The organism is Chitinophaga sp. ARDCPP14, from assembly GCF_051362515.1.
In the GTDB taxonomy this organism is placed as follows: Bacteria; Bacteroidota; Bacteroidia; order Chitinophagales; family Chitinophagaceae; genus Chitinophaga.
This window is the reverse complement of the sequence record NZ_JBKIXB010000002.1, coordinates 633,763-650,063: the sequence shown is the minus strand read 5'-3', so window position 1 is coordinate 650,063 and position 16,301 is coordinate 633,763. Positions and strand designations below refer to the sequence as shown.

The following is a 16,301-nucleotide window of genomic DNA, read 5'->3' as shown; positions in this document are numbered from 1 at the left end:
CGTGGAAGCTACAATGATGTAATAGTACACCCCGTTAACGGCTACATACAGGTATCGCCTTAATGGATACACGTAGCGCGGGCAGTGTTTGAAAAAATCAGTAATAAATAAAATAGAAAAACAGCTGTTGTAATGACAACTGCAAAACGAAATTACGCGATGTGCGTATTGGGAGGAGGGGCGTGTATTTCCTGAGCAGGGTTGCTGGGAATATCTTCCATTAAATGATATTGTAAAATACCAAGAATGAGTAATGGGTTAAACTGAATCTCGTCAAACTGTTTACAAAATTTCAGCTCTTTCGCAATCTTTATATGATCACCACCACAATCAACCGGGTGTTCTTCCACAATCTGGTTATTAAATAACAGCTTCCCTACTTCCTTGATCGGAAGCAGTTGTGACACCATCAGTGCCAGCAGGAATATGCCGATTAATTTCTTCATGTGTATAATACGCTTAATGCAAATGTAATAGAGGTTAACCATAAATGGTAAAAAATCCCAATTAAAATAATGTTAAAGGATTTTAACATAAAAAGGCGGCCCCAACTGTTCCTTTCCGTTTATCCCGGCTGAAAACCGGTCATCATTATCCTGCAGCCGGTGTTATAGCCTGATTTTTCTGTAAGATCCGCAGCTGTATTGCGTTTTATAGGCTTTGCCGGGTAACGTTCTAAACAAGTTATTTTGCTTTCTATGGTATTGTGTATTGCATAGTAGTAAAAGTTTCCTATTTTTGTATCGTAAAGTTGAAAGAATAGCTATCAAACACTTTAATAACTGATCAGAAACCACCATTAGAAAAAAACATTAAAGCTCACTTGCCATGAACATTGATAACACACAATCGCAGATGAGGAAGGGAGTGCTGGAGTTTTGCATATTGTCCGTCATTAAGCAAGGAGAAGCTTACCCTTCAGATATCATCGAAAAGATGAAGGAAGCAAAGCTGGATATCCTGGAGGGCACTCTTTATCCTTTATTAACAAGATTAAAAAATGCGGAATTACTCACTTACCGCTGGGTAGAAAGCAGCTCAGGCCCCCCACGGAAGTATTTTTCCATGACAGATAAAGGGGAAACCTTTTATAAAGAACTGGAAAGTACCTGGAACGAACTGGCCAATGCGGTGCATCAATTAACACAAAATAGTACACCCCTGTAAAGGAAGACTAACCTAAAACCTAAAATCAACTGGTAATGAAAAAGATAATCAACATAAACCTTTCAGGCCGCCTTATCCCCATCGAGGATAGCGCGTATGAGATACTGAATCAGTATCTCGGGAGCCTGAAAAAATATTTCTCGAAAGAGGAAGGCGGGGATGAAATCGTGTCTGATATTGAAAGCCGCATTGCTGAAATATTCCAGGATAAATTGAAAAAAGGCGCTCATTGTATTACTGATGAAGATGTAATTGCAGTAAAAGCTTCCATGGGTACACCAGAGCAATTCGACGACGCTGCCGGCGAAAGCACTCAACAAACAAAGGAAGACGATCCGTTTGCAGGATATATTCCCCGCCCACGCAAACGCCTGTACCGCGATCCGGAAAATAAGGTGCTAAGTGGCGTATGTAGCGGGTTAGGCGCTTATTTCAATATCGATCCGGTGATCTTCCGTATCATATTCGCCCTGTTGGCGATCGGTGGCTTTGGTACCGGTATCCTTGTATACTTCATCCTCTGGATAGCAACTCCGTCTGCCGACACGGCAGCGGAAAAGCTGGAAATGAGAGGAGAGAAGGTGGATCTGAACACTATCAAGTCCACCATCCAGGAAGAATTAAATCATATGAAAGGCCAGGTGAAAAATGTAGGAGATGATATCCGAAATTTTTCTCAGGGCCGCGGCAAGCAGGTAGGTAGTGATATCGAACGCTTTTTTGTGAGCCTGGCAAGTGGATTAGGTAAAGTGTTGGTAGCTGTTACCAAAGGGTTCTTTTACTTCTTCGCTGTAGTGATGCTGATCTGCCTGATAGTGGCAGGAATAGCCATTGCAGCCACTTCCGCGGCCCTTTTTCCCATCAAGGATCTGTTACTCGGCGCTCCGGTGCAAAGCGCATTGTTATGGCCTGCAGTTGGATTGCTCATAGGCATCCCGATTGTTGCACTGGTTATATTCATCATCCGTAAACTCACCGGTGTAAAAGAAGGCAACCGCTATGCAGGTTATACCTTAACCTTCCTCTGGTTACTTGGACTGACTTTCGCCGCCATCATTGCTACGTCCTTTGTAAAAGATTTCAGAAGACCGGCAACAGAAACGGAAGCAATAGCCATTCAACAGCCATCGAAAGGCAAGCTGATACTGAAAAGAACGCCTGGTATCCTGTCTGAAATCAATGGCGACGACATCAGTTTCTTTGATGATCACTTACTGATCGCAGACGATACCGTGTTGATTAACTACATCCGGATAAGGGTTGAAAAAAGCCCGACCGACAGTTTCTCGGTAGATGTATCCCGCTTTTCCAGGGGCCGTACCGTTCAACAGGCAAAAATGCTGGCTCATGATATAGCGTTCCACCTGAACCAACAGGACTCTGTATTGTACCTGCCGGAAGGGTTTTCCCTGCCGCCGCACTCCAAGTACCGCGGTCAGCGTATTACAGTAACCATTAAAGTACCGGTAGGAAAGAATATTGAAATAGACCGCGAAGTATACCGTAACTATGACTTTAGCCGGTACGACCGTAACGACAATGGCGACTGGGATAACGATTTCGATAATGACCAGCCCGGACCATTGAACCTGAAAATGACACCCGATGGTACCGACGACGTCAACGAAAAGAAACCGGCGCCGGAAAAGGCGAATACCGACTCTTCCAATGAAGGCTACCGTTACAAGGGACCCGCCGCTGAAAATGCAGTTAAAGCGGTGAAAAAGAACCAGCCCATCGAAGGCGATGTATCTTTCCTGGCTTATTCCCTCATTAACATGTTTCACAGTTAATCTATATAAATAATTAATTTTTAAAAAGATAAAGCGAAAACAAGCCACTGTTTTCGCTTTATCTTTTCCGGCAAATTACCATTCTGAGATTTTCCCGATCGGATCATTCCGCCGGCTGATTAATGTTTAACTTTGCATCTTCAGCAATTAATATTAATAAATAGGATAAGATAAGGAATGCAGGCTCCCATAAACATCGCGCTGGTAGGTAATCCGAATAGTGGTAAAAGTTCCCTTTTTAATGCGCTCACCGGCTTAAACCAGAAGGTGGGTAATTTTCCGGGCGTAACGGTAGATAAAAAAACCGGGATAGCTCAGATAGTATCAGGCGTAACAGCCAATATTATCGACCTGCCGGGAACTTATAGCCTGTATCCGAAAAGCGCCGATGAATATGTTACCTATGATGTGCTGATTAACCAGCAAAACGAAGATACCCCCCGCCTCGTGATCATTGTAGCGGATGCTTCCAACCTTAAACGTAACCTGTTATTCTGTTCCCAGATCATCGATCTCAAAATCCCGGTCATTATAGCCCTCACCATGATGGACATTGCCCGTAAAAAGGGAGTGGAGATAGACCTGGACGGACTGGAAAGGGAACTGGGCGTACCCGTAGTAGCCATCAATCCAAGAAAAAATAAAGGGGTTACGGAAATCAAGAAAGTAATAGACCTGTCGATGCGTTCCCATTACAGCACTCCTCCCAGGGATTTTATTAATAACAACGCGCTGGCTAAAGACGTGATTGACGAGGTACGTAAAACAGTACCGGTGAAAAGTGATTACGGCGCTTTACATATAGCCGTTAACGTAGACGATCTGCCTTTTATAGACATTACACAGAAAAAGGCGATTCATGGCGCACTGGAAACATACCAGTTTAATAAAACAAAGATTCAGGCCGAAGAGATCATGCAGCGGTATAGCCGGATCAAACATATCATGAAAGCGACGGTAGTGGAAAATGATCCGCTGCAGAAGCAATTGCGTTCTGAAAAAATAGACGACCTCCTGTTGCACCGTTTCTGGGGTTACGTAATTTTGCTGGTAGTGATGTTCCTCCTGTTCCAAAGCATTTTCTGGCTGGCTTCATACCCCATGGACTGGATCGAAGGCGGCTTTGGCGCGCTGAGCGGATGGCTGAGCAATATCCTCCCCGACAATAAAGTTACCGACTTCTTCATCAATGGGATCCTGGCTGGTATCAGCGGTTTTGCCGTGTTTATTCCCCAGATCATGATCCTGTTTGGCCTGATCACCATACTGGAAGATACTGGCTACATGGCCCGTATCAGTTTCCTGACGGATCGCCTGATGCGGCAGGTGGGATTAAACGGAAAGTCAGTGATGCCGCTGATCAGCGGAGTGGCTTGTGCTGTACCCGCTATCATGGCCACCCGTACTATTGAGAATAAAAAGGAACGGCTTATCACTATTATGGTAACGCCTTTAATGAGTTGTTCTGCGAGGTTGCCTATTTATACCATGATGATTGCGTTGGTCATCCCCGACAAGCGGATCTTCGGTATTCTTGGCCTGCAGGGACTTATTATGATGGGGCTTTACCTGCTGGGTTTCTTCATGGCCATCTTCATTGCGGCTATCATGAAGCTGTTTGTACGCATCAAAGAAAAGAGTTACTTCATCATGGAGTTACCGGTTTACCGCTCCCCGCGCTGGGCCAATGTGGGAACCACCATGGTGGAGAAAGCGAAAATATTTGTGAAAGACGCCGGTAAGGTGATTGTGGTAATATCTGTAATCCTCTGGTTCCTGGCTTCTTATGGTCCTGCCAGCAGAATGGAACCGGTACATGCCAAATATGAACAACTTCTCGCGAAAGTGCCTGCTGAATCTCCCGAAGCAGCGGTGTTGAATAAGGAATTTCAATCTGCCAAATTATCCAATTCCTATGCAGGGGTACTCGGTCATGCCATTGAGCCGGCCATCCGTCCGCTGGGATTTGACTGGAAAATCGGCATTGCACTGATCACCTCTTTTGCTGCCCGCGAAGTGTTTGTGGGTACTATGGCTACCCTCTATAGTGTGGGAGAAGATCCTGATAACAATAACGCTACTCTCCGGGAAAAACTGTCGTCGGCTACCTGGCCTGACGGAGCGCCGGTATACACGCTGGCCTCCGGGTTGTCCTTAATGATTTTTTATGCGTTTGCCATGCAGTGTATGAGTACAATGGCCATTGTAAAACGTGAAACCAAATCCTGGAAATACCCGCTGATACAACTTGTTTACATGACTGCACTGGCCTATGTGTGCAGTTTGATCATCTTTAATATCTTCAAATAATATCTTGTACATTGCAGGTATAGTTAACCATAAATGCAATGTTTATGAAATGGCTTTGTTACAGCTTTTGCCTGCTTTTTGCGCTGCCTGCGATTGCGCAAACTTCCGTTGATTCCATGCAATTGATGAAAGATGTGAAAACGCTTTCCGCCGATAAGATGGAAGGCCGGAAAACGGGTACCCGCGGCAGCCGTATGGCGCAATTTTATATCCTCGACCGCTTCAAAAAAATTGGCTTATCCGCTTATCACGATACCTACGAATATCCTTTCTATTTCCAGGAAGGAGATAAGAAAATTATGGGGACTAACCTGTACGGCTATATCCCCGGTAAGCTGAATACAGTGATTGTTATTTCTGCGCATTATGATCATCTTGGTATTACCTCCAAAACAAATGGTGCGGATACCGTGTATAACGGCGCAGACGACAACGCTTCCGGCATAGGCGGATTATTGGCAATGGCTGCTTATTTTAAAACGCACCCGCCCCGTTATACCCTTATTTTCGCCGCTTTTGATGGAGAGGAGGAAGGACTTCAGGGAGCTAAAGCCTTTGTAGCACAGTCCCCGGTGCCACTTATACAAATCCGGCAGAATATTAACATGGATATGATTGCCCATAACGACAAAAACGAATTGTATGTATGCGGCACATTCCAGTTTCCGGATCTGAAGAAGTATACCGATGATGTGGCTGCCCGCAGCAGCGTGAAACTAATAGCTGGTCATGATAAACCGGAAAGTGGTACAGACGACTGGACGAAACAGAGCGATCAGTATGAATTCTTTAAACAAAAGATCCCGTTCCTGTACTTCGGCGTGGAAGATCACCCGGATTACCATCATCTCTCTGATGAATATTCGCGCATTAATCATTCTTTCTATTACAGGGCAGTACAGGCGGTGCTGGAAGTGGTGAAGAAACTGGACAGCGATATGCCGGAGAACAAATATAGCGGCGCTAAAACGATGTAAAAATGAAGTCCGGTAGTTCCGCAAAAGAAACTACCGGCTATTGGCGGATGGTTTGTATCATCCCTTTAAATTTAGTGGATTCCAGCCTGTTGGCAGGTGTTACAGCCAGCCTGTTTCCGTTTAATTTTGCTGCACGGCCCAGTGAACCGGCGTCAACCCCCATATCAATGAGTGCCGCGCGTAATAACGGGTCGCTGAGGGCGCCCCAGTCGAGCGAGAAATCATCCTCTGCTTTTATATCTGCCGGAAGGCCACTGAAATAATCGCCTTCGTTAGCCGAGTTTTTTGTCTGGAAGTTAACCGCGTACATATCATATTTACCAAAAGAGATATTAATGAAACCAACAGGTTTGCCATAAGTGTTGCTTCCTACCAGCTTGGTGGTCATTACCGGTTTCAGCACATTGTACAGCAGTTCACTGGCAGATACGGTATTACGTGTACCCAGGAATGTAACTTTGTTTAAGGCAAGTGCGCCGCTTTTTTGGAACTTCGCTGTTTTATAGGTAGTAGCTTCGCTGTAGAAGATATCCGACCAGTTTACGCTGGGATAATAAGGTACGGCCTTCATGTATTTGAAGTAGGGGCCATAATTGTTAGTATTCACGTTGTTATTGAAATACTGGGAATACATGGTGGTATTGCTTTTGGCTGCAGGCACCAGGATGTTGGCCAGGTATTCTGCTGTTTCAATAAGCCCGCCACCGTTATATCGCAGATCAATAACCACCTGCTTTATTCCTGCCTTTGTATAAGCATCAAAAATTGAGTCTATCTGCGCTTTTACGTCGGATAATGCTACGAAGTTATTAAAAACAAAGTAGCCGATTTTATTGCCGTTAAAGTCATATAAGTGAGAATAAAGAATAGGATTCAGCTTATAATCTACACGGCTTAAATTAAACTGCTGGGTAGTGTTGTCTGGTTTACGGAAACCCCAGGAGGCGCTGGCGCTGCCGAAGGCGGTATTCAGCATATTATCCGTAGTACCATCATTTACCCGGAAGCGGGTAACCCCATTTACGTCAATTAACTGCCAGCCTCTTTTAATACCAGCTTTACCGGCCGGAGAGCCGGGGTATACATACACCACAAACAAGGTAGAATCTGTTTGATAGCCGACTTCAAAGCCCATATCGCCCGCAATTCCTTCCTGTAAGGCCCTGGAGGTGCCGCCGTTGTCTACAAAGCTGTACCTGTCGAGGTTATTGCCGGAAGCGTCTTTTTTATAGGTTCTCAATGCGTTAAACAGCACGATCGGATTTGCATATTGATTGGGTTTGAATGTTGCCGAGTCGGGCAAAACGTCGTTCCAGAGGTATATATCTTTTGCGATGAAAAAGACGCTGTCGTTGACGGAGCCGGTTACGCCATCACCTCCGCGGTTTCGCGGGGCATTACTATCTTTTTTATTACAGGCAGTCATCAAAAAAATGAGCACTAAGCCAGTGAGCAATGAGTGGTAAAAATTATTTGGTTGCATAGATCCTTTTTTATGCTGCATAACCGCTATGAATAAACGTTAAAACGGGTTGTTATTGTATGGGTCGGAAGTTAATGCCTTCAATACCCAGTTCTTCCGGAAGCACGCCGTTGTTTTTCAGGCCCACATTTACTTTATCCCGCCAGCGGATCTGTTCTGCAGCGTTCAGTCCGTGGTGGGTTTCCTGGTCGAAACGGTACTGGAGGCGGTTCATCTCCCGGAAAGACTGAAGGTACTGATATTGTATGATACTATCGTAGTCGTCGCGGTTCAATGCGGTTTGCCGGAGCTTCTGTTTAAACCGTTCCACCACCAGGCGGGTAATATCGAAATGAAGTTGTTCATGTGCCAGGGCATAGCTGTTCCTTGCTTCCGGCCTTACCCACGACGCGCTTTTTATAAAGAACACCTGAAGGTTTAGCGTGATCCGGAGGGTATCATTTACGAGATTGCTGTTGCCCTCATAGGCAAAGCTGGTGTAGGAAACTGCAGCGCTGGGGCCGTTGGGCGAAGGCTTTGCCTGAAAATCCTCCCATTGCAGTTTTCTTTCGAAATCATAATAAATAGTATCGGATCCGGGCGGTGCGGGCGTTTGTTTTTCTTCGAAATTCAGCTGTATGACGGTATAATGCCGGCCCTCCGGGCGTGGATTTTTATGCCCGGTGAACAATAGCAAAAAGCTCAGTATGGTAGCAGCAGACAGCATTATCGGTTAGAAGGTAATAAAATTAAGGGAATGGCCGGCTATCTGTTTCATGACGGAAAAATTTGGCGATTCTATAACATTTGAATACCGCTGTTTTAACAATCAATTCCTGCTGAAACGGTCTTTTTTCCGTAATTTACTAGCGACCAAAACAATCGCACTATGTACGGCGGTGGATATATTTTCGACGAACCCAACAGAAATCAGTTGCGGGAAGAACAGCAGCATGATGAGCCGGAAAAGCTCGCTGCTTTTGAGGAACGTATTGCCAGAGGGGAAAAGATAGAACCCGGCGACTGGATGCCGGTGGAATACCGGAGGCAGTTAATACGCCTTATTGAACAACACGCTCACTCAGAAATTATCGGGGCATTACCGGAAGGCACCTGGATTACGAGGGCGCCGGGCTTCAAGCGCAAACTGGCGCTAATCGCCAAAGTGCAGGATGAAATAGGGCACGGGCAGTTACTGTACAATGCGGCCGAAACACTCGGTAAATCAAGGGAGGCGATGATTAACGACCTGCTCAGCGGTAAATCCAAGTACTCCAACGTATTTAATTATCCGGCGGAAACCTGGGCAGATGTAGCTGTTATCGGATTTCTGATTGATGCCGCAGCCATTGTAAACCAGGTTGCCAATGCGAAGGGTTCGTATGGTCCCTATTGCAGGGCATTGGAGCGTATTTGTTACGAAGAAAGCTTCCACCTCAAACAGGGCCATGACGCTTTTATTGAACTGGCAACGGGTACGCCGGCGCAGAAGGAAATGCTGCAGGATGCCCTCAACCGCTGGTGGCAGCCTATTATGCATTTCTTTGGTCCTCCGGACAAAAGTTCCAGTCATAGTGAAAAACTGATGCAATGGAAAGTGAAAATGGCGAGTAATGATGATATGCGGAATCAATTCCTGGAGTCCTATGTGCCTAAGATCTGGGAGCTGGGCCTCACTCTGCCGGATCCTGCGCTGCGCAAAAACGGGGAGACCGGCCGTTGGGAATACACGGACCCCGACTGGGACGAGTTTTTCCGGGTGATTAACGGCGGCGGACCCTGTAATATGGAACGGCTGCAGGTGCGCAAGTGGGCAGAAGAAAAGGGCCGTTGGGTACGCAAAGCGCTCATGAAACCAACAGAAAAACGGGTATTGCCGGTGGCCTAGGATGTGCCGGCAGAGAAAGCGGCATCAAACTTTATCATTAAAACTATTCAAATATTCATGTCTAACGATTCTTTAGATCCCCGTGTAAACAGGCTGAAACTGGGCCCGGCCGGGGAAGTAGTGAAAGTGGAGGAGGGAGAGAACTGGAACATATACGAGGTATTTCACCAGGAGAAGAGAGGCGCTCATCATGAGCACGTGGGCTGTGTACATGCGCCGGACCCGCAGCTGGCACTGGTTTTTGCGAAAGAGCAATTTGCCCGCCGGAAAAAATGTGTCAATCTCTGGGTCGTGAAAAGTGCAGACATTCTGGCCTTTGATGTGGAAGATGAAGATATGTTTGCCAACAATATGGAGAAAACCTACCGGGATGCCAGTGGCTTTAAAGTGATGGAGAAGATCAATAAATTCAAACAATCCAAATGAACAACGCAGCACTAACAGACCTGATTATAAAAATGGCAGACGATGAACTGATTCAGGGACATCGTAATTCTGAGTGGACGGGATTGGGACCTGTGATGGAAGAAGATATTGCTTTTTCTTCCATGGCGCAGGACAAAATAGGCCATGCATGGGCGTTGTATCGCATGCTTCATGAAGATCTCGGAGGAAAAGATCCGGATACATTTGCATTTCTCCGTCCGGAGAAAGAATTCAAGTCGTCGCACCTGGTAGAGATGCCTAATGGTGAATATGATTTCAGCCTGATGCGGCACTTTTTATTTGACCTGGCCGAATCAGTCCGTTATGAAAGTTTACAGGACAGCAGTTATGAACCTTTCCGGCTATTGAGCAAAAAAGTAAAGGGGGAGCTGAAATATCATACGCTGCATGCAAATGCATGGATTATGCAACTGAGCCGGGCGGGAGAAGAAAGCTACGACCGTATGCAGCAGGCGCTCGACCAAACGATTGCACTGGCGGCGGGAATTTTTGAACCCTCGCAGCTATATGAAGAGGCTTTGATTGAAGACAAGGTATATCCTGGTGAAACGGGATTGTACCATCGCTGGCTGGATCGGATTTACCCGGTATTGGTAAAGGCCTCCCTGAACCTGCCGGAGATAAGTGCTATTGTTCCGGTGTATGGCGGCCGTCATGGACTTCATACGCCGCACCTGCAGCCTTTATTGAGAGAAATGAGTGAAGTGTTTAACCTGGATACGGAGGCCAGCTGGTAAATGATGTCTTCCAAAACAATTACGATAGCCGATGTATATGCAGCACTGGAAACGGTGATGGACCCGGAGATCCCGGTATTGAGCGTAGTGGATCTGGGAATGATCACCGGTGTGGATCTGAATGACTCGGCGGTGCATATTAAAATGATTCCCACTTTTGCGGCCTGCCCGGCGGTGAGTTATATCCGGCATAACATTAAAACAGTGCTGGAAAAAGAACTTGGTATAGCCGTTAGCGTTGAAGTGGACAAACAGGAGCACTGGCATAGCAACCGGATGACGCCTGCCGCCAAGGAAAAGCTGAAAACCTTTGGCATAGCCCCTCCCAAAGTATTGACGGGAGAGGTAAGCCCAGAACTTATGATGGAGGTTCCCTGCCCGCATTGCGGCAGCGAACAAACTTATTTACGTTCTCCTTTCGGCTCTACGTTGTGCCGTGCGATCCATTTTTGCAAGAACTGCGGCCAGGTGTTTGAACAATTCAAACCACTGGAATAAGCCTTATTTCCATGTTCCCGCTATAAATACCTATTTTTACACGCATTATGAAGTAGCCATTGGCAATTTATACGATGAAAACATGAGAATAGGCTTGTATTTTGGGTCTTTTAATCCTATACACACGGGGCATTTGATCATTGCCAATTACGTAGCGCACAATACTGATCTTGATAAAGTATGGCTGGTGGTTTCGCCGCATAACCCGCTGAAACCACAGTCGGCCCTGCTGAATGAACATGATCGCTTTCACCTGGTGGAGCTGGCCATCAAAGACGAAGTGCGGCTGCGGGCCAGCAACATTGAGTTTTCGTTACCCCGGCCGTCCTATACAGTGGACACGCTCACGTATTTGCAGGAGAAATTTCCAACACAGGAATTTGCCATCATTATGGGAAGCGACAGCTTTCAGAATTTACCGCGCTGGAAAAATTACGAACAGATCGTGAAAAATTATCCGATCTATGTTTACCGCCGGCCGGGGCATGAAATAACAGACACCTTTGGCGCCCGGATTGAAATACTGGATGCGCCTATGCTGGACATCTCCGCTACAGATATCCGAAAATGGCTGAAAGAAGGAAAATCTGTCCGTTTTATGGTACCTGATAATGTGATTAATTATATCTCCGAAAATAATTATTACCGCTGATTACCTTGTTCCGGGCGTATCGCGGACATCTGTATCGGTGGCCGGTTTCTTCTGCGCGATATCCCTTCTTTTTATCACAAACTCATTTCCGTAAATATCCAGCAAAAGGATAAACATAGAGATGAGTAAGGGGCCGAAAATCAGGCCGATGAAACCAAACAGGCTAACGCCAATGATTACACCGAATATAGTAATGAGGGGATGGACGTCTGCAATTCTCTTTGCCAGCAACATCCGCGCAACGTTATCGGAGGTGCCCACCACGCCGAATCCGTACACCAGCACCGCTATGCCCTGCCAGGTGCTGCCGGAAGCCAGTAAATAAACTCCCAGTGGCACATACACAGCGGCGGCGCCTATCACCGGCAACATTGCGGTAAAACAGGTGATCACAAACCAGAAAAAAGGTTGGGGGATTCCAAAAATTAAATAGCCGATCAGAGAAATAACACCCTGTACCACCGCAATGAGGGGGATACCTACGGCATTGGCAATTACCAAAGTGTTGAACTCTTTACCCAGTCTTTCCACATTTTTATCTTTCAGGGGAATATACTCATAGAGGTTCTCTTCCATTTTCCGGCCGTTTACCAGCATAAAATACAGCATGAAATACATCAGGGCAATGGTAGTAAGCGTATTGAAGGTAGCGCCCAGGAACCCGGGTAAAAAGGCGGTGATATTTTCCTGTATTTTCTGCAGCCGTTCTGCGGTGAGCAGGCCGAATCCCAGGCTATTTTCCAGCCGGGCATTGGTTTGTTTGAGGCTGTTGATGAGTTCTGTGGAGTGGTTGGCGGCATAAGCGGCTTTAGCCCCGAGCATGTTTATCAGCATGCCTATGGGCAGCAGGATCACCAGGAAGGAGAGTACCATCAGCAGTGCAGCGGCAAGATTTGTTCTCCACTTACGTTGTTCTACCAGTTTGAACATCCATTTCCTGCTGATTACATACAGGGTAACAGCTCCCAGGAAGCCGGGAAAAAAGGTGAACATCTCCATAAACAGGAGCACAGCAAGAAATAGGATCAGGAGTAAAAAGCCAATTTGTTTAAGGCGGTCGTTGTCAAGATAGCTCATAGTACATAATATCGTGTAATTATCCGGTATGTCAAAAAACAGACCGGCCGCACCGTTATACTTTTATAAACCCTAAACAAAATTACGGAGAGCTTGTTCTTATTTGGCGGAGGTTTAACACAGCTTTTTATTCAATTGTCATTTATGGAATAATGTTTGTTGCACCTCTGTTACCAAAAAAGAAAACCTAATTTATAACATCTTAAAAACCTTTAGTTATGAGTAACAGTTCCAAAGCCGTGGTTTCATTTATTGTAGGTGCAGCCGTGGGCGTTGCAGTAGGGTATTTCCTCAATTCCGATAAAAAAGATGAGCTGGTAGAAAAATTAAGAGATCAGTCTGAAAAGCTGAAAGAAAAATGGAGAAAGAAGAAAGATCAGTTCCAGGATGAGTTAGAGAATGAGTTGGCATAACCCCATTTGAATAAATTGATTTGCATGGAAGATAATTTCAGCAACTATTTTTCCCAAACGGGAAAAGTAGCCAGGGAATACCTGGAAACCAGACTGGACCTGATTAAGCTCCAGGCAGCAGGAAAGCTGTCAAAAGCGTTGGGATTGTTTTTCTCTCTTTTGATGGCTTTCCTGCTGTTCTTTTTTGTGATTGTGTTCCTGGGCATGGTAGTAGGCTTCTGGATCGGGGAAATGACCAATAGTTTTACCATTGGTTTCAGCTGTGCTGCAGGATTATTTATATTGTTATTCCTGGTTATTTTATTGTTCCGTAAGCAGCTGATACAGCGGCCACTGGCTAAATTGCTGATTACTGAACTGGTAGATGAAATTACGGACCAGGATGAGCATTCCAATCATATTCACAATCAGCGGACAAAGGAACATCCGGAGCAACCTGTAGATTCGGGGTATGTTCCTGATGAAGAAGCCACTGAAAACACCATGAAAGGATAAACAATGATAAATGTTTACACATGAGTAAGAAAATAGACAGCTTCGAATCACTGGAGCTGGAAATTACCCGGCTAAAAATGAAGTCCAGGCAGCTGGAAAATGAAATGGGAAACAGGGTGGATTTTTTCAGGGACAACTATAAAAAGATGGCCCTGAATGCTGTTATCCCCGGTAGCGCAAAACATAGCGGTGCCCTGAACGTAGCCATGAATGTGGCTAAGATGGCCTGGGGAAGTGGTAAGTTTAAGAATTTTGCTACCGGGGCATTAATGACAGCACTTGAGTTTATAGGTGTTCAACTAGGTATCAACCTGTTTAACAAGGTGACGAAGGGTCGTCGAAAAAAGAAAGAGACAGTGGCTGAATAAAGGAAATCGGTTTCGGCAGGTATCCCACTACAATTATATCCGCGTTATCTGCGTCGGATCCTTTAATAAATCCACCTGCGCCATTATCCAGCATAAATGATATGCGCAGGGAAACGGTAACAGTTTTCCCCGAAGGATCCGCTGCAAAGGTAGGGAGCTGTTCTAAAACACGTTTTACCTCATCGCCAAGTGCTTTATCCGGCGTTTCCAGCAACTCTATATTATTGATGACACCGTTGGGCTGAATTTTATATTGCAGCCTGACCACACCGGCCGTTTTGCTTTGCTGGCTTGCCCTCGGATAGCGGACATTTTTTGCAAACACCTTGCGGTATGCGTGCTCTCCACCTGGAAAGCGATTCAAAAAGGTGGAGTCGGTAGTAATCCCTTTAGCGGCTCCATTACCTTCTGCCAATGCAAGGTCCTGCAGGTGCCGGGGGCAATTCTTCATTGGAAAAGGACCTATTCCGCCTTCCTTCTCAGCACAATAAAAGAAATAAGGTGTAAACGGAACTTCCATTGTTTCCCGCATTGACCAGGTACCCGACACCAGTTTGAAATCAATTGCTGTGATTTCCCCGTTCTTATTACGTCTGAGGGTCGGGATGTTCAGCGTTATACCTTTTTTTTCCAATGCATCCTTCATCTCCGCGAAGTCCTTATCAGAAGTTAATGGCGTAACCACTCCATAGAGCCGGTCGTTTTCTGTGGCCAGGTATTTAGTGCCCGCGTCGTTTTTTGATGATGGAGAAGTGGCTGCCAGAAGGCCCGCTGCCAGTGCAAATACCGGCAGCAGCAGGAGGTACCGCCAGGTACGTAGCCGGGGTGATTGGGTTTTGTTGATCATGAGTATTCTGTTTTTAATGAATGATTTGCTGAAATGATTCACGATGGTTACGCGGCTGCCGGCCAGGCCTATCTTCAGTAAACTGTACTGGTAGGCATCCGGGGCGTCGGTGGTTTGGATGACGGCTTCATCTGCCAGGAACTCCAGGTTCAGCTGCAGCGCTCTTTTACAACGCCATGCAAAGGGATTGATCCAGCAAATGCAGCAGTAGAGGGCTGATAGCAGCATATCAGCAGAGTGGTATTGCTGTACATGCGCTTCTTCATGTTTGAGAACATGTTGCAATTCCGTATGGGCATGTGCGTTAGGATCGAAGAAAATGGTTCTCAGAAAAGAGAAGGGCGCTGTTATTCCGGGGAGCTGTACATAACGTATGTTATTACGCATGTATACATTGCCTGCCCGCACCAGGCGGCGAATCTTTAAGAGCTGCAGTATATGCAGCAACAGCAGGAAAGCGGCTATTGTTATGTATGCTGCTACCAATATGGTACCGCCATGCTGCATCAGCGGGTCCCACCAGTGGTGTTCCACTGCGACACCGGTTACCGGCGTAGATGCGTGCGCGTTATCACTAAAGTAAACGCTTACCGGTGTTGCGGCTTCTGTTGATTTTTGCGTCCATTGCCATGCAGGGAGGGGAAGCAGCGGCAATATCGCTGAGAATATGAAAGCGCTCAGCAGAACGATCCTGTTATACCGGTAAAATGTTTCTTTCTTAAAACAGCTGATATACAGGAGATAAAAAAGCGTCATTGCACAGGATGCTTGCAGAATATATATAAACAGGGTAGGCATACACGTTATTTTTTATCTTTTTCGATCATCTTTACCAGCGTCTTCATGTCTTCCGCACTGATTTTTTCTTCCTTAGCGAAATAAGCCAGCATATTGAGATAGGAGTTATCAAAGAAAGTATTGAGTACCTTTTTCATAAAAGTGTCTTTATAACTTTCCTTTGCAATGGTGGGGTAATACTCGAAGGAGCCACCATATTCATGGTGGGCGAGATACCCTTTATCTTCCAGTCGCTTCATGAGCGTAGCGATGGTGTTGTAATGCGGCTTCGGGTCGGGGAGCTGCTCGATGGCATCCTTTACAAATGCTTTTTCGAGATCCCACATTACCTGCATTAATTCTTCTTCTTTACGGGATAGCTTTTTCATAACA

Annotated in this window: 18 protein-coding genes; 12 read left to right on the top strand and 6 right to left on the bottom strand. The window is 45.9% G+C overall.

All coding sequences use genetic code 11. The features are described 5' to 3' along the window. Positions 1–152: 152 nt before the first annotated feature. Positions 153–446 (bottom strand): hypothetical protein, encoded by a 294-nt coding sequence (locus ACLHR0_RS07360; RefSeq protein WP_370908849.1) that lies wholly within the window; start codon positions 444–446, stop codon positions 153–155. 382 nt (positions 447–828) lie between these two features. Between ACLHR0_RS07360 and ACLHR0_RS07355 the strand changes: the two genes are divergently transcribed. From ACLHR0_RS07355 to ACLHR0_RS07340, 4 genes are all read left to right on the top strand, one after another. Beyond that, a complete protein-coding gene (locus tag ACLHR0_RS07355) occupies positions 829–1,167 on the top strand; it encodes a PadR family transcriptional regulator (RefSeq protein WP_079471462.1) in 339 nt (112 codons plus the stop codon). Positions 1,168–1,202: 35 nt separating this feature from the next. Then, positions 1,203–2,960 carry a PspC domain-containing protein gene (locus ACLHR0_RS07350; protein WP_436485622.1) on the top strand — a complete coding sequence of 586 codons (1,758 nt, stop codon included), beginning with the start codon at positions 1,203–1,205 and terminating at the stop codon, positions 2,958–2,960. Positions 2,961–3,137: 177 nt separating this feature from the next. Continuing rightward, complete coding sequence (gene feoB / locus ACLHR0_RS07345) at positions 3,138–5,270, top strand: ferrous iron transport protein B (protein WP_436485620.1); 2,133 nt, start codon at positions 3,138–3,140, stop codon at positions 5,268–5,270. A gap of 44 nt (positions 5,271–5,314) precedes the next feature. Next, positions 5,315–6,247: a M28 family peptidase gene (locus ACLHR0_RS07340; protein WP_436485618.1), complete on the top strand. Its 933-nt coding sequence runs from the start codon at positions 5,315–5,317 to the stop codon at positions 6,245–6,247. A gap of 37 nt (positions 6,248–6,284) precedes the next feature. Here ACLHR0_RS07340 and ACLHR0_RS07335 read toward each other — a convergent pair whose 3' ends face one another. Both ACLHR0_RS07335 and ACLHR0_RS07330 read right to left on the bottom strand, forming a co-directional pair. Then, the gene (locus ACLHR0_RS07335) at positions 6,285–7,730 is read right to left on the bottom strand and encodes a S41 family peptidase (protein WP_436485616.1); all 1,446 of its coding nucleotides are present in this window, start codon (positions 7,728–7,730) and stop codon (positions 6,285–6,287) included. A 52-nt stretch (positions 7,731–7,782) separates the two neighbouring features. After that, positions 7,783–8,436 (bottom strand): hypothetical protein, encoded by a 654-nt coding sequence (locus ACLHR0_RS07330; protein ID WP_429043068.1) that lies wholly within the window; start codon positions 8,434–8,436, stop codon positions 7,783–7,785. A 162-nt stretch (positions 8,437–8,598) separates the two neighbouring features. Between ACLHR0_RS07330 and paaA the strand changes: the two genes are divergently transcribed. The 5 genes from paaA to nadD are packed head-to-tail and all read left to right on the top strand — an operon-like array spanning position 8,599 to position 11,931. Next, a complete protein-coding gene (gene paaA, locus ACLHR0_RS07325; RefSeq protein ID WP_436485614.1) occupies positions 8,599–9,597 on the top strand; it encodes a 1,2-phenylacetyl-CoA epoxidase subunit PaaA in 999 nt (332 codons plus the stop codon). 57 nt (positions 9,598–9,654) lie between these two features. Further along, positions 9,655–10,023, top strand: coding sequence for a 1,2-phenylacetyl-CoA epoxidase subunit B (locus ACLHR0_RS07320; RefSeq protein WP_079471456.1), 369 nt, complete (start codon positions 9,655–9,657; stop codon positions 10,021–10,023). Next, complete coding sequence (gene paaC, locus ACLHR0_RS07315; RefSeq protein WP_436485611.1) at positions 10,020–10,781, top strand: 1,2-phenylacetyl-CoA epoxidase subunit PaaC; 762 nt, start codon at positions 10,020–10,022, stop codon at positions 10,779–10,781. Before ACLHR0_RS07320 ends, paaC begins: the two co-directional genes overlap by 4 nt. 3 nt (positions 10,782–10,784) lie before the next feature. Beyond that, positions 10,785–11,279 carry a 1,2-phenylacetyl-CoA epoxidase subunit PaaD gene (gene paaD, locus ACLHR0_RS07310; protein WP_436485609.1) on the top strand — a complete coding sequence of 165 codons (495 nt, stop codon included), beginning with the start codon at positions 10,785–10,787 and terminating at the stop codon, positions 11,277–11,279. Continuing rightward, positions 11,254–11,931, top strand: coding sequence for a nicotinate (nicotinamide) nucleotide adenylyltransferase (nadD, locus tag ACLHR0_RS07305; protein WP_436485608.1), 678 nt, complete (start codon positions 11,254–11,256; stop codon positions 11,929–11,931). The genes paaD and nadD overlap by 26 nt, the downstream gene beginning before the upstream one ends. Here nadD and ACLHR0_RS07300 read toward each other — a convergent pair whose 3' ends face one another. Beyond that, the gene (locus ACLHR0_RS07300; protein ID WP_370908839.1) at positions 11,932–13,008 is read right to left on the bottom strand and encodes an AI-2E family transporter; all 1,077 of its coding nucleotides are present in this window, start codon (positions 13,006–13,008) and stop codon (positions 11,932–11,934) included. 218 nt (positions 13,009–13,226) lie between these two features. On the opposite strand from ACLHR0_RS07300, the gene ACLHR0_RS07295 reads away from it, so the two are divergent. Genes ACLHR0_RS07295 through ACLHR0_RS07285 form a run of 3 tightly spaced genes read left to right on the top strand, consistent with a single transcriptional unit; the run spans position 13,227 to position 14,284 of the window. Beyond that, on the top strand, positions 13,227–13,421 hold the full coding sequence (locus ACLHR0_RS07295) for a YtxH domain-containing protein (protein ID WP_291916028.1): 195 nt from the start codon (positions 13,227–13,229) through the stop codon (positions 13,419–13,421). A 24-nt stretch (positions 13,422–13,445) separates the two neighbouring features. Next, positions 13,446–13,916, top strand: a complete 471-nt coding sequence (locus ACLHR0_RS07290) for a hypothetical protein (RefSeq protein WP_436485605.1) — start codon at positions 13,446–13,448, stop codon at positions 13,914–13,916. Between the two features lie 20 nt (positions 13,917–13,936). Then, positions 13,937–14,284: a hypothetical protein gene (locus ACLHR0_RS07285; protein WP_429043052.1), complete on the top strand. Its 348-nt coding sequence runs from the start codon at positions 13,937–13,939 to the stop codon at positions 14,282–14,284. Here ACLHR0_RS07285 and ACLHR0_RS07280 read toward each other — a convergent pair. Further along, complete coding sequence (locus tag ACLHR0_RS07280) at positions 14,232–15,929, bottom strand: TonB family protein (protein ID WP_436485603.1); 1,698 nt, start codon at positions 15,927–15,929, stop codon at positions 14,232–14,234. The two genes, ACLHR0_RS07285 and ACLHR0_RS07280, sit on opposite strands and share 53 nt — an antisense overlap. A gap of 5 nt (positions 15,930–15,934) precedes the next feature. Then, the gene (locus ACLHR0_RS07275) at positions 15,935–16,297 is read right to left on the bottom strand and encodes a BlaI/MecI/CopY family transcriptional regulator (RefSeq protein WP_370908835.1); all 363 of its coding nucleotides are present in this window, start codon (positions 16,295–16,297) and stop codon (positions 15,935–15,937) included. Positions 16,298–16,301 lie beyond the last annotated feature (4 nt).

What these genes read in the sequence shown, in the direction of transcription:
- ACLHR0_RS07360 (WP_370908849.1), bottom strand. Translation starts at nt 446, where the DNA reads ATGAAGAAATTAATCGGCATATTCCTGCTGGCACTGATGGTGTCACAA.
- ACLHR0_RS07355 (WP_079471462.1), top strand. Translation starts at nt 829, where the DNA reads ATGAACATTGATAACACACAATCGCAGATGAGGAAGGGAGTGCTGGAG.
- ACLHR0_RS07350 (WP_436485622.1), top strand. Translation starts at nt 1,203, where the DNA reads ATGAAAAAGATAATCAACATAAACCTTTCAGGCCGCCTTATCCCCATC.
- feoB (WP_436485620.1), top strand. Translation starts at nt 3,138, where the DNA reads ATGCAGGCTCCCATAAACATCGCGCTGGTAGGTAATCCGAATAGTGGT.
- ACLHR0_RS07340 (WP_436485618.1), top strand. Translation starts at nt 5,315, where the DNA reads ATGAAATGGCTTTGTTACAGCTTTTGCCTGCTTTTTGCGCTGCCTGCG.
- ACLHR0_RS07335 (WP_436485616.1), bottom strand. Translation starts at nt 7,730, where the DNA reads ATGCAACCAAATAATTTTTACCACTCATTGCTCACTGGCTTAGTGCTC.
- ACLHR0_RS07330 (WP_429043068.1), bottom strand. Translation starts at nt 8,436, where the DNA reads ATGCTGTCTGCTGCTACCATACTGAGCTTTTTGCTATTGTTCACCGGG.
- paaA (WP_436485614.1), top strand. Translation starts at nt 8,599, where the DNA reads ATGTACGGCGGTGGATATATTTTCGACGAACCCAACAGAAATCAGTTG.
- ACLHR0_RS07320 (WP_079471456.1), top strand. Translation starts at nt 9,655, where the DNA reads ATGTCTAACGATTCTTTAGATCCCCGTGTAAACAGGCTGAAACTGGGC.
- paaC (WP_436485611.1), top strand. Translation starts at nt 10,020, where the DNA reads ATGAACAACGCAGCACTAACAGACCTGATTATAAAAATGGCAGACGAT.
- paaD (WP_436485609.1), top strand. Translation starts at nt 10,785, where the DNA reads ATGTCTTCCAAAACAATTACGATAGCCGATGTATATGCAGCACTGGAA.
- ACLHR0_RS07300 (WP_370908839.1), bottom strand. Translation starts at nt 13,008, where the DNA reads ATGAGCTATCTTGACAACGACCGCCTTAAACAAATTGGCTTTTTACTC.
- ACLHR0_RS07295 (WP_291916028.1), top strand. Translation starts at nt 13,227, where the DNA reads ATGAGTAACAGTTCCAAAGCCGTGGTTTCATTTATTGTAGGTGCAGCC.
- ACLHR0_RS07290 (WP_436485605.1), top strand. Translation starts at nt 13,446, where the DNA reads ATGGAAGATAATTTCAGCAACTATTTTTCCCAAACGGGAAAAGTAGCC.
- ACLHR0_RS07285 (WP_429043052.1), top strand. Translation starts at nt 13,937, where the DNA reads ATGAGTAAGAAAATAGACAGCTTCGAATCACTGGAGCTGGAAATTACC.
- ACLHR0_RS07280 (WP_436485603.1), bottom strand. Translation starts at nt 15,929, where the DNA reads ATGCCTACCCTGTTTATATATATTCTGCAAGCATCCTGTGCAATGACG.
- ACLHR0_RS07275 (WP_370908835.1), bottom strand. Translation starts at nt 16,297, where the DNA reads ATGAAAAAGCTATCCCGTAAAGAAGAAGAATTAATGCAGGTAATGTGG.